This is a genomic window from Veillonella parvula, from assembly GCF_001553335.1.
GTDB lineage: Bacteria > Bacillota > Negativicutes > Veillonellales > Veillonellaceae > Veillonella > Veillonella parvula_S.
In genome coordinates this window covers 41,754-55,209 of record NZ_KQ960805.1, presented here as the reverse complement: position 1 = coordinate 55,209, position 13,456 = coordinate 41,754, and the positions used below count along the sequence as shown (strand labels likewise).

Annotated in this window: 10 protein-coding genes; all 10 read left to right on the top strand. The window is 35.0% G+C overall.

Annotated features, from left to right (window positions below; genetic code table 11):
- The first annotated feature begins 46 nt into the window (after nt 1-46).
- The 10 genes from HMPREF1865_RS07765 (at nt 47) to HMPREF1865_RS07715 (ending at nt 13,387) form a co-directional block, all read left to right on the top strand.
- Nucleotides 47-4,435, top strand: coding sequence for a hemagglutinin repeat-containing protein (locus tag HMPREF1865_RS07765; protein WP_230949619.1), 4,389 nt, complete (start codon nt 47-49; stop codon nt 4,433-4,435).
- Entirely contained in the window at nt 4,435-5,355 is a 921-nt protein-coding gene (locus tag HMPREF1865_RS07760; protein WP_060919755.1) for a DUF805 domain-containing protein, read from the top strand. The genes HMPREF1865_RS07765 and HMPREF1865_RS07760 overlap by 1 nt, the downstream gene beginning before the upstream one ends.
- Nucleotides 5,356-6,258: 903 nt before the next feature.
- A complete protein-coding gene (locus HMPREF1865_RS07750) occupies nt 6,259-7,140 on the top strand; it encodes a sirohydrochlorin cobaltochelatase (RefSeq protein ID WP_008714159.1) in 882 nt (293 codons plus the stop codon).
- 206 nt (nt 7,141-7,346) lie between these two features.
- Nucleotides 7,347-8,201, top strand: a complete 855-nt coding sequence (locus tag HMPREF1865_RS07745) for a sirohydrochlorin cobaltochelatase (protein ID WP_060919753.1) — start codon at nt 7,347-7,349, stop codon at nt 8,199-8,201.
- A gap of 86 nt (nt 8,202-8,287) precedes the next feature.
- Entirely contained in the window at nt 8,288-8,995 is a 708-nt protein-coding gene (cobI, locus tag HMPREF1865_RS07740) for a precorrin-2 C(20)-methyltransferase (protein WP_060919752.1), read from the top strand.
- A gap of 29 nt (nt 8,996-9,024) precedes the next feature.
- Nucleotides 9,025-10,404, top strand: a complete 1,380-nt coding sequence (locus tag HMPREF1865_RS07735) for a cobyrinic acid a,c-diamide synthase CobB (protein ID WP_060919751.1) — start codon at nt 9,025-9,027, stop codon at nt 10,402-10,404.
- A gap of 37 nt (nt 10,405-10,441) precedes the next feature.
- Entirely contained in the window at nt 10,442-10,984 is a 543-nt protein-coding gene (cobO, locus tag HMPREF1865_RS07730; RefSeq protein WP_060919750.1) for a cob(I)yrinic acid a,c-diamide adenosyltransferase, read from the top strand.
- Nucleotides 10,985-11,123: 139 nt separating this feature from the next.
- Nucleotides 11,124-11,513: a class II SORL domain-containing protein gene (locus HMPREF1865_RS07725; protein WP_004697147.1), complete on the top strand. Its 390-nt coding sequence runs from the start codon at nt 11,124-11,126 to the stop codon at nt 11,511-11,513.
- Between the two features lie 319 nt (nt 11,514-11,832).
- Nucleotides 11,833-13,062, top strand: coding sequence for an aspartate kinase (locus tag HMPREF1865_RS07720; RefSeq protein WP_060919749.1), 1,230 nt, complete (start codon nt 11,833-11,835; stop codon nt 13,060-13,062).
- Nucleotides 13,063-13,069: 7 nt separating this feature from the next.
- A complete protein-coding gene (locus tag HMPREF1865_RS07715; RefSeq protein ID WP_004696238.1) occupies nt 13,070-13,387 on the top strand; it encodes a hypothetical protein in 318 nt (105 codons plus the stop codon).
- The last annotated feature ends 69 nt before the right edge of the window (nt 13,388-13,456 follow it).

Below are 13,456 nucleotides of genomic sequence, written 5' to 3'. Positions count from 1 at the left end.
AGTTTTGTATCCTAAAGTGTATTTAGCCAAACAGACTGCTAAATCTATGGATGCAATGGGGGGTATTATAAGTGGCAAAGCTATCGTTAGCAATACTAATACAGATATTCTAAATCAAGGCATTATGACTGCAGATACAATTGTATTAGGGGCTAATGATGTAGAAAATACAGGCCGTATAGATGGACGTAAAGTGACTATTAAGGCATCTCAAGACGTAATAAATACTGGTAATATTCATGGTGAGAAACAGGTTAATATTAATGCTGGTCGTGATATTAATGTAGGTGCTCATGTAAATAGATTACAACATCACGATATTGTTGGTCGCCAAGGAACTATAGGTGTAGGAGAAAAAGGCGATTTAGTTTTATCTGCTAAACGAGATGTTAACCTTAAAGGTGCTATTGTTCATACTGGAGATAATTCTAAAGCAACGATTGAGGCTGGTCAGAATATTAATTTAACAACAGAGGCATTATCCGCTAAAAAGGATATGACTGTTAATAGTGAGAATTATAATCGCACAGATCGTCGTACTGAATTAGGTACAGCTATTTTAAGTGATAGTAATGTTACTTTACGAGCAGGAAATGATGTAAATATCCGCAATGGTATTGTTAATAGTGAACATGGTGTCACATCTGTTGAAGCCGGAAATGATGTTACTATTACAAATGGGCAAAGTTATAGTCGTGATGAATATGGTCTAAAATACAAAGAAAAGAGTTTACTATCTCGTACAATTAATATCATACGTACAGATCATGAACGCACAGGTGTTTTATCTTCAACAATTGGTGGAGATACGATTAATGTGAAAGCTAATCGCAATGTTTCGGTAACAGGTTCTAATATTTTGGGAACAAAAGATGTATCCGTATCTTCAGGTAATGACGTGCGTACGGATTCGGGTGAAGAAACTCATCGTGATGATGTTTATCAATATAGTAAAAAATCTGGGTTAATGGGCGCTGGTATAGGATTTACTATTGGTAGTAAGAAAGTGACTGATACAACAGATGGAACATATAAAAATCAAGTTGCTACCAATATTTCTTCCTCTAAGGGCGAGATAAATGTTAGTGCTGGTAATTCAATTCACAGTACAACAACAAACTATTTTAGTAATAAACCGATAGACTTATCTGCTCAAAATGTAACGGTTGATGGAAAACATAATACTGCACATGTAGTTCAAAGTCACGAAGAAAAGCGTTCAGGTTTTACTGTAAGTGTTGGTGGTCAAATTGTTAATGAATTGAATGCTGTTCAGCAATTTGGTAAGCGTGCTAACTCTAGAAAAAATAGCAACTTATCAACATTAGAGTATCTTGAGGCTGCAAATACTTTAAAACATGCTTATAATGATGGGACTTCTTATAAAAATGCTAAGATAGAAAAACTTGTAGAAAAAGAAAAAGATATACTTGCTAAGGCTGATGAACTTAATAAAGTATATCAGGCAGAACATCCTGAAGAGAGCAATGCTATGCATCCAGATGTAAGAACAGCGATTAATAATGTAAATAATAGAATTAAAAAAGATCGTTTACTCAATATACAAGTAGGTATTGGTTCAAGTAAATTTAAACAGCATAGTGAACTTAATCAAGAAAATTATATAGGTAGTTCTATAGGGAGCAAAAATAATGTAAGTATTACTGCAGATAGTGATAGTAGTGACAAAGGAAATATTCATATTAAAGGTAGTATTGTAGAGGCTCCAAAGGTTAATCTAAATGCATCAAATAACTTAAGTATAGATGCAGGAACGAACTCTTTAGTACAACGCGATACATATACAAGCTCAGGATGGTCTGTTGGTGCCACAGTTAGTCCTCACGGTAATGGTGTTATTGGTTTAGATGCTAATGTGTATAAAGGTAAAGAAAATGCATTAGAGACAACTAAGACGCATACTGGAACTGTTATTCGTGGTAAACAAGTCAATACTGTCTCTGGAAATGATACAGAAATTATTGGTTCTAAGGTCATCGGTGAAAGTGTGACCACAAAAGTTGGACATAATTTGAATATTGAAAGTTTACAAGATACGAATGACTACCATAAAATAAGTAAAAATAAAGGTATATCTGTATCTTATGGAATGAGTGGACCTGTAAGAGTTGGGTTTGATAATTCTAGAGGCACTACAGACAGTCATTATGCAAGTGTCACAGACCAAGCTGGTATATACGCAGGTGATAGCGGATATAATGTACAGGTAAATAATTCAACTACACTTAAAGGTGGTATAATTAAAGGGAGTCCTGATAAATCCAAGAATAACTTATCCTCTAATTCTTTAAAAATGAATGATATTCATAATGAAGCATCCTATTCAGCAAAGACATCTGGATATAGTTTATCTACCACTAAACGCTCTAAAAATAATCCGATAGGTATTACTGGCAGCCCTAAAATGGGAATTCCTGTGAAAGGTAATTCTAAATCAACTACACATTCAGCTATAAGTGAAGGTATCATTGAAATTGCTGAGAAAGAATCCTTAGATAAAATTAATCATGATACAGAACAAGTACTCAATAAATTAGCACCAATTTTTGATAAGAAAACAGTAGAAGAAAAACAAATTCTTTTATCTAAAATTTCTGACCATGGATATAAGCTAATTGGTGATGTAGCTTTAAAAAAATCTCGCGAACTAACAATTAAAGCAATTTTAGCTAGTCAAGAAGGTAAAGAAGATTTAGCGCAAAAATATATTAAAGAATCTAAAAAATGGAATGAAAATGGGGTGTATAGAATTGCTTTACATGCTGGTTTTGCTGGGGCAATATCATCAGTGTCAGGGGACAATATTTTAAATGGTATAAAAGGTGCTACAGTTAATAGTACAATTAATAATACGTTAAAAAATATTAAGGACCCTGGAATTAGAAAGATAGCTAGTATTACCTTATTAAAAGCTTTTTCTATAAATGATACTGGACAAAGTGTTTCATTGTCTGCAACAAATAATAACTGGTTGACACATGAAGAACAGCAACAAATGTTATCAGAATTACAAGGCGCATTTACTTATGAAGAGGGGTATGCAAGAAACCATAGAATATCTGAGATTATTGGTAAGTGGGCTGGATTAAGTAATTATAGAACGGTACATCGTTTAGGAGATGAGAATGATCAAAAGGAAATTGTAGATGGTAGTGTCGCATATGCTTTATCGTCCTGGCTACCTGATGAAAGTATATTAGATGGTGGGATGAATTATACATTAATGTATTTGGCAGAATTAAACAGTACTTCTGCAGATGCTGCCTATGCTACACGTTCAAATTTAGAACGTGGTAATTCTAATTGGGAACCTAATGCATGGATATCTTCAATTTATTCGTCTGATGATACACATTATGCAAATAATAGTCCTTATGCTAGAGTTTATGATAATTATGGTGATAAACTAGTTGATAATGGTCATAAAGCTATTACTTTATCAGATGGTACTAATGCAGTGTATGATGTTAATACAGGGGCGTTTGAGTATACTAATAAACCAGCGGTCTATTCTTTTTCAGAATTTGGAGATTATATGGCTGATAATGGATATGAGGTACATCCTGCTAATGGAATTATGACTATGAATTATATAATTTTTGAGGGGAAAGCATTTGCTGCGAATAGAGCTTCATCATATAATTTAGCGGCACCGATGTATAATCGAGCGACAAGCTTTGAAGGAAAAGTAGCTTCAGAGCTTCCAAAAGGCACTGAAATTAGTTCGAGCCTTATAGGTTATGGCGCACTTAGGAATGATTCTGTCAATGGAGTAACAGGGGCCTTAGGATTAGATATAGGTGTAAGAGATATAATAAAAAATCCGTTTGAAAAAACGTCGAAAGCAGAGGGGAAAGACTCGTTGTTTACGTTGCCTAAAAAGCCATCTTTGGCTGTTTCCGATAATAATTCTTTTTCAGTTGATTTTAAACGGCCACATTTAAAAGTGTATTATAAAACTATTACGATTGATAAAGGACCATTACGTACTGGTGTGTTAGATGTGATAGATTATCGATTTGATCAATCACTCTATAATGATTTATTGTCTAAAAAACTCCCTAAAAACAATGTTCGTCAAAGACCATTCGCTTATGGTGAAGGAATTACTGATATCCGGATACGTCTTTCACAAGATATAAAAGTACCTAGTGTTAATACACCTGAAATGAATGAAATGATTAAAGAGCGGTATGGATATCAAAATAGATTAAGTCAGATGGCTATAGCATATCATAAATTACATCCTAACGAAGGTCGTCTTTACTATTCAAATAATGATCCTGGATATATTTATTTTATTCGTGAGAAAACGAATGGAGGAAAAGAGATACTAATTGATAAAGAAAAGTTTCAACATATTCCAAATGATATTTTTAATCAATATTTTAATGAAATTCAGAGGTCCTATTAGTGAGTTTATCAAAAGAGTGGCAATTATTAAAAAAAAATATATATTGTTTAGTTATAAATAAACGTATGGGACGGGCACCCTATATTTTTGCGGTTCTTGGAACCATAATAAATATATATATTTTTTTATTTCTTATAGCATTTTTAGGAAGTGATAAGAGTAGTTTCTTTGTGAAAATACTTCCATATCTTTTGGTTATAATTGGTATGTTTGTTATAATCGGATCTTTAGTTAGAAGAGTGAATGATATAGGATTATCACGCTGGGGAATAGTTTTAATTTTAGTCATTTGTAGTATTTTAAAATTATTATTTAACAGCTATGAGTTAGATATAACATCGACTTTTCAAATTTTTTCAATTTTCGACATAACTTTAGAAAACTTCTTTATAACTCTTATATTATTATTATTTTCTTTACCCTTAGGTGAAGATGTTAATAATAATTATGGATATGCTCATGGTATTAATAAGTTTGATGATTACTTTATTGCTTATGGTAATTGTCCTTTGATAAATAGTGGAGTAAACAAAGATAAAGAGAGTTTTTTTGATAACGTATATAAAGTATATTTTTCTAAATTGTTTTATATAAGTGGTCGAGCAAATAGGAGAGAATACATTGCAGGTGTGATTGGGGCAAATTTTGTTGTATCTATTTTGCTCTTCTTATTCACTTCAATTTCTAAGTTTAGTATTGATTTTTTTGGTGTATCTTTAATAAACGGTGCTAATCTCTTAATAATATATATATGGCCAAGCATAGGGATTATTACATTATCAATAAGACGTCTTCATGATTGCTTATTAAGTTCATTATGGCTTGTTGGCTTGATACTACCGTTTATTAATCTATTTGTAATTTATCATTTAGTTTTTAAAAGGTCTTGGTATCTAACCATAGATCCTAATGGACGATAAGATACCAAATGTAGTAGCATTTGCTAGATTTGGCCTATATAGAACCAAATAAGTTATGACCTAGTTATTATCTGCTTGATATAGGCTTACTATTTATGTTGTTAGAGCTCAAAAATTTTCATGTGAAATATTTAATAGGGCTTATTTTTACTTTCACTTTAAACGATTATTAAACCTTTATTCTCTGAGTACAATAATATGCTTTAAATAAGGTTATATCGAATGATTATATAAATTAATGCTTAGTATAAGAAAGTTTTTGTTGTCTGTGGTATGTCGCTATTAGATAGTACTAATTTAACTAATGGAACAAGAGAAGATGTTGAATGATTAGTAAATTTATTGTTAAGATTTTTCGTAGAAGCTAATAATGTATCTAATTATTATGGAGAGATAATAGTCTGTATTCATAATAACTTCTTTTATGGTAATTTGGTATGTTTGAAAATATTGTAATTGGTCTATTTGGCTTATTAATGGTAAATTATTTAGTCATCATAGCTAGACAGCGAATAGTTAAAGTTGTAATTGGTATCTTAGGGAATTGTTTCTTCGGACTTACATTATTTAGTGGTTATATTGCGTTGCCTAGTTATATGATAGATTTGAAGTATATTTTAATAATAATTCTTTGTATTGCTTGTGTATATAATTTATGGCGACGTAATCGCAGTGGTACGATCACAGCTGGTGACAAGAGAATGTATGATATCTTTGTAAGTCGAATTAGTTTCATTATTATATTTTTTGTAGTGTAGCATCGGCTATACATTATTTTTGTTGATTTTGATATTTTTTCTCATTGACTTCTATAGATTAATTTTGTACTATTATTACATAGTAGTTGATAACAATTTTCAATTGTGAAAGTTGTTTCATGTATGAGTAATATGGAGGTCACATATGAAAGGCATAATTATTGCATCCTTTGGATCAATTTACCAAGATGCTGTGGAGAAATCCATTGGCAGTATAGAGAAAAAAGTACGTTCCATGTATAGTGATATGGAGGTACGCCGTGTATTCTTATCTGATGCATTAGTAGAGAAGTGGAATGAGAAGTACGAGGATAAGATTTCTTCTTTCACAGAGGCTATGCAAGATTTCGCTCGTATGGGTATCGATGAGGTGTACATTCAACCTATTACATTGGTGGCAGATCAGTGCTACCAACAAATGCGCAAACAAGCATTAAAATTTTTACATAGCAATGAATATGGTTTTAGTCAGGTTAATATTGGTAAACCATTGCTTACCTCTTTAGGTGTAAAAAATTATGCCGATGATTATGAAGCAACATTAGAAAGCATTGTTCGTCATGTTAATACAAAAGCACTTAATAAATCTGTTGTACTCATGGCGAATGGTCAAAATCAATTAGAGTTCAGTACTTTGCAATTAAAGGCTATGTATGGAGCAGCGCCAAACGTAGTAGTATTTACTACAAATGGTTTCCCTACCTTCAAACAAGCTCTTACTTTCTTGGATCGTATGGGGCATAAAGATTTGTTAGTTGTACCATTGGCTCTCATTGGTTCTACACATTTAATGGATTACCTTGGCGGGGAACGCTCCGATTCCATTTATGCTTTACTCGCTGAGGAAGGTTACAATGTAGATATCTGGAATGAAGGACTTGGGGAAAACCCATATGTACAAGATTTGTTCTTGAAACATTTAGGTCAAGCTATCCGTATGTCTGATCGGAAGCGCCCCATGCCTCGTGAATCTGTAAAACCCGTTATGACAAATTCTCGTTTAGAAGCGCAAGGTTTGATTTCTTGATATTTGCTATTACATAATTAAACATACATTACTCTACTCCTTCACATTAATAAAAATCCTCCTTGTTGGATATCCAATGAGGAGGATTTTTACTTTCACCATGAAAGATAAGAATAATTTCTATTTTATACGTACCACGGTATGCCCCTAAAGGATGGTCTATGGTATGATTAAGATACATTATTAGTTAATATAAGGAGACTTTCATGAAACAAGCTATCTTAGTTGTTGCTTTTGGATCCACTGTGGACAGTGCTCGTGAACATAATATCGATTCCGTAGTAGAACATATTCGTAAATCGTATCCAGATTATACAGTGGAATTAGCTTTTTCGTCTCGTATCATCGTTAAGCGATTACGTGATCGTGGTATTGAGATTCCTACTGAACAAGGGGCGTTAGAAAAACTGATTCAAGAAGGTTATACACATGTATATGTGCAGCCATTCCATTTCACCGGTGGTGAGGAGTTCGATAAATTGAAAAATAATATTCTTGCTCATGAGGGTGAAGGACAACTTGAAGTGTTGCGTGTAGGTAGACCTCTCGTATACTACATGGGACAAGAAGAGCATCCAGATGATTATCAAATCTTGATTGACCGTTTCATTAAATCTCTTAATATTTCTAAGGATGACGGTTTGTTAATGGTTGGTCATGGAGGTCTTGGCTCTGGAAACTCCTCGTATGGTAATTTACAGTTCAAATTGATTCGTGCTGGTCTTACGAATGTACGTATCGCTGTGCTAGAGAATGCTCCTTATGTGGCCGACGTAGCAACACCTTGGGAGTGGCTCGATGGTAAGCGCCCAAATACGATTTATTTACATCCATTATTATTAGTCCTTGGTGATCATGCGCAAAATGATCTCTTTGGCGATGAAGAGGATAGTATAGTGAATGAACTCGCTGAAGCAGGTTATGAGGTTAAACCAATCAATGCTGGTTTAGGTGAGTACGAAGTAATTCAAGATATCTTCCGTCAGCATTTACAAGATTGTATCGATGATTTGTATGGCAAACGTAGTGCTCATCGTCCTACAATACCAAATATTAAATAGTGCCTTTGTATATATTGCATAAATTAGTTATAATAAAAGATATTGCAATTATAAATAGAGTGTAGCTATAAGAAGAGGAGATACCCATGAAAGGTAAATTATATGGTATTGGCGTAGGCCCTGGCGATTCTGAATTGATGACTGTGAAAGCTGCTCGCATCGTAGGTGAAGCAGATATTATTATCACACCTAAAACAGAAAAGAAAGATGGTTCCGTAGCCCTTGATATTGCATCCCCATATATACAAGAACATACAGAAATCGTTCCCGTTGTATTCCCAATGGTGTTGGATGATTCTACGCAAGAGGAAGGCTGGCAAGAGGCTAAACGCGTTATCTTGTCTTACTTAGATGAAGGTAAAAGTGTTGTATTCTTAACATTAGGTGACCCGATGTTCTATAGTACATATATGTATGTATATCGTTTGATTGAAAATACAGGTCATGAAATTGAAACAATTCCTGGTGTGACTGCATTCTGTGCTATCGGATCTCACCTTGGCTATCCAATTGTAGAGAAGGAAGAGGTATTGGCCATCGTTCCAGCTACAGCGCCTAAAGAAAAAATCGATGCTGTATTAGCTGTTGCAGATGATGCAGTTATCATGAAGGTATATAAAAACTTTGATGAAGTACAAGAAACCTTGATTAAACATAATATGGCAGATGATGCGGTTATGATTAGCCGTGTAGGCTTGCCTGATGAGCAAGTATTTATAGGTTTAGATAATATGCCAAAAGATACTAAACTCAACTACTTATCTACAATTCTTGCAAAACGCAAGGATCGTTAACAAACACATCGTATTACGAGGTAATATCTATGAACACAGTACAGATTCCACGTGTTGTCATTGCTGGCACTAATTCTGGTGTTGGTAAAACAACTATCGTAGCTGGCTTATTGGCCGCTTATGCAAATGGTGGACGTACGGTGCAATCTTTTAAAGTGGGCCCGGATTATATTGATCCGGGCTTTCATAAAATTGCATCCGGCCGTGACAGCTATAATTTAGATACATGGCTCGTGCCACCTCATAAATTGACTCCTTTTTTTGCTACAATGGCACATGATGTAGACCTTGCCATTATTGAAGGTGTTATGGGCCTTTACGATGGTGGTCGAGAAGGTGTGAGTTCTACTGCTCAAATTGCTAAACAGTTAAATGCACCAGTGGTGCTTGTTATCGATTGTAAGGCTATGGGTGAAAGTGCGGCTGCTATTGCTAAGGGTTTCCGTGATTATGACCCAGAGGTAAATTTTGGTGGTGTCATCTTAAACCGCTTAGGCTCTGCTAATCATGAGCGTATGGTTCGTGAAGGAATGGATAAAATTGGCGTACCCGTTATTGGTGCTATTTACCGTGATGATCGTATGCATTCACCAGAGCGTCATTTAGGACTTACACCAGTTACTGAAATCGATCCAACAGAGGCGATTAATACGATTCGAGAAGCTGTCGAGAAGATGGTAAACCTCGATGCACTATTGGAAATTGCTACCAATGCACCAACTATCGAACTACCAGATGCTATAGATGTTAAAACCATTGAAAAACGTGTGAAAATCGGTGTAGCTTATGATGAGGCATTCTCTTTTTATTATCCTGCTAGTCTTGCTGCGTTAGAGGAAAAAGGGGCTGAGCTTGTTTATTTTAGTCCGCTTAATGATTCGGTAATTCCTGATGTAGACGGACTTGTATTCGGTGGTGGCTTCCCAGAAATGTTTTTATTCCAGTTATCTAGCAATGAGTCTATGAAGGAATCTATCCGCCAAGCTAATGCACAAGGTATGCCTATTTATGCCGAATGTGGTGGCCTTATGTATCTTTGTGAAAGCATTCATGACTTTGAAGGTTCTGTATATAAAACTGTAGGTATTGTACCTGCCAATTGTGTGATGCAACAAAAGCTTCAAAAGGTGGGCTATGTTACAGCAACTGCAAAGAGAGATACTTTGCTAGGTGCTATGAATACAGCTATACGTGGTCATGAGTTCCATTTCTCTACAATGGAGCCAACTATAGATGACTTCCCATGGGCTTTTCATTTAGAAGGAGGCCGTAAACCTCAATCGTATGACGGCGGCTATGCAACAAAAAATGTATTAGCTTCTTACTTACATTTGAACTTTGCTGGCTCTGATGAAGGGGCACAACACTTTGTTGATACATGTGCTGCTTATAAAGCCCAAAAGTTATAGATGTGTAGATGTATTAGTTCGTATTAAAGGAGCTATTATGGAAGAACGTGGATTAATTCTAGTTAATACAGGCAATGGTAAAGGTAAAACAACAGCGGCATTGGGTGTTGTTTTACGTGCTGTTGGACAAGGTTTTAAAGTTCTTATATTACAATTTATTAAGAGTGGTAATGGCTATGGTGAATTGGCAGGTCTTGCCAAACTAGGTGATCAAGTTGAAATTCGTTCCATGGGAAAAGGCTTTATTTACTATAACCGTAATGAAGTAGGGGAAGCTGAGCTTGCTCGCCACAAAGAAGCAGCACAAGCCGCTTGGCGTACATTGGTAGAGGAAGTAAACTCCGACAAATGGGATTTAATTGTTATGGATGAAATAAATAATGCTATTAATTATGAGCTTATTGATGTGAATTCTGTAGTGGAAATGCTAAAAAATAAGCCTAAAAGACTTCATGTTGTTTTGACGGGGCGTTATGCTAAACCTGAAATCATTGATATGGCGGATACTGTAACAGAAATGAAGGTAGTAAAGCATGCTTATGAAAAGGGCATAAAAGCTGCTAAAGGAATAGAATTTTGATTTAATTCAAAAAAATCGAAAAAAATCGAAAAAGACCTTGCTAAAACTATATCGAAAATGTATAATATAGTTATAAGCACAGAGGTGCTCAATATTCTTGACATTAAGTATGTATATAAGACTAACCAGGAGGTTAACTATGGCTGTACATGATTACATTAAATCTGGCGATTTCGCTACTGAAAAACACGTTCCTGTTATCGAAACAGTTGATACTGTAAAAGCAGGTGAAACATTCCACGTTACTTTATCCGTAGGTAAAGATATTGCACATCCAAACACTGTAGAACATCACATTGAATGGATTAAATTATACTTTGTAGCTGAAGGTACTCAATTGCCATTTGAAGTTGGTGAAATTTCCTTCAACGTACATGGTGATGGTGCAACTGCAAACGAAGGCCCAGTACATGCAATTTCTGAAGGTACATTGGCAGTTTCCTTGAAAAAATCTGGTAAATTGATTGCTGTATCTTACTGCAATATCCATGGTTTATGGGAATCCGAAAAAGATATCGTAGTTGCTTAATTAACTATTACAACTAATAAAGACCAGTCCTAGGGCTGGTCTTTTTGTATATCTATATGTTTCTTATCGTGTGATAAGAACGTAATTTAAACTATCAATAATAGATACTTAATAGTGTTATGCATAATATGAGATATGACTATTTAATGTATACTCATTAAATTATAGACATATTATTTTATTTTTAATGTCCGCATAAAAAAGAGTTTTGTATCACTCCAGTGGATTAATTGCTGTGCATCCCTTTACAGTGCTATTTGTTTGTGGTAAAGTATATGCATATTGATATTTAGTAAACATAGTTAAATGAGGGATTATTGTGGCCTTAATCGTTAAAAAATTTGGTGGTAGTTCCGTAGCTACACCAGAAAAAATATTTAATATTGTTGATCGCGTTCTTCGTGAGAAGCAAGCTGACGATAAAATCGTTCTTGTTGTATCCGCTATGGGTGATACAACTGATGACTTGGTGGCCTTAGCTAAACAAGTTACATCCAAACCGTATGGTCGTGAAATGGACCGCTTGTTATCTACAGGTGAACAAGTGACAATTGCATTGATGGCAATGGCTTTTAACGAACGTGGTCAGGAATCTATATCCTTAACAGGTGATCAAGCGGGTATTACAAGTAGTGATACATTTAATAAAGGCCGTATTTTGGGCGTTGATCCTAATCGTGTATTTGAAGCTTTGGATGAAGGTAAAATAGTAGTAGTTGCTGGTTTCCAAGGTATAACTGAATATGGTGATATGGTGACATTAGGTCGTGGTGGCTCTGATACAACAGCTGTTGCATTGGCAGGTGCTATGAAAGCGGATGTATGTGAGATTTTTACGGATGTAGACGGCGTATATTCTACAGATCCTCGCGTAGCAAAGGAAGCTTTCAAATTAGAAGAAGTAACGTATGGCGAAATGCTTGAAATGGCGCGCCTTGGTGCAGGTGTAATGCAGCCTCGTGCCGTAGAAATGGGGTTCCGTTATGGTGTACCGATTCATGTGCGTTCTACATTTAGTGATAAACCAGGTACTATTATTCGGGAGGATTATACTGTGGAAGCAAATAAACACGTAATTACTGGCGTAGCTGATGACACAAATACAGCAAAAGTGGCCCTTGTAGGCGTTGAAAATAAACCAGGTGTTGCAGCGACTGTATTCAAAGCATTAGCTGCTAGAAACGTTGATGTAGATATGATTGTTCAATCTATCCGTTCCGTGGGAGAGCCAAAAACTGATCTTATCTTTACAGTAGCTATGGATGATGTAGTATTGGCTCGAGAAGTATTAGACGAATTACAAAAAGCAGTAGATATTGAAGCTGTTAATATTGACGAAAAAATGGCTAAAGTTTCTATTATTGGTGCAGGTATGTTAGGACAGCCTGGTGTAGCTGCGCAAATGTTTGATATTTTGAGCCAAGAAGGTATCAATATTGAAATCATTTCTACTTCTGAAATTAGTATTTCTTGTCTTGTTGCTGAAGATCGCGTAAAAGATGCTGTTCGTGTAATTCATAATGGCTTATTGTTAGATCAACGAGGTTAATCATTGCATGGATAGTCTACGTAGTTTTATGGATGAAATGCTCAATGACCAAGGTCGTAAGGAAGGTTTCATTAGCGATCTACTAGGAAATCTAAAAAATCAGCCTATTCCAACATTGGAACAAGCTCAAACTGGTTACACAACAATGAGTAATTTACATGGTATCTTCTATGATTACGATAAGTCTGAGGTTACTATTACTTACAAGGTTGTACCAGATATGTATCAACCATATACATTGAGTTTTATACAATTCGAAGCCGTGTTAGAAGGCTTATTAACCTTGCGTCGCAATCAAAAGTGGCAGATGCAACATAATAAATAATATGAACCCCATGGGAATACTTGCCTATGGGGTTTTATAATTCGATAATTATTCTTAACATCTATATAT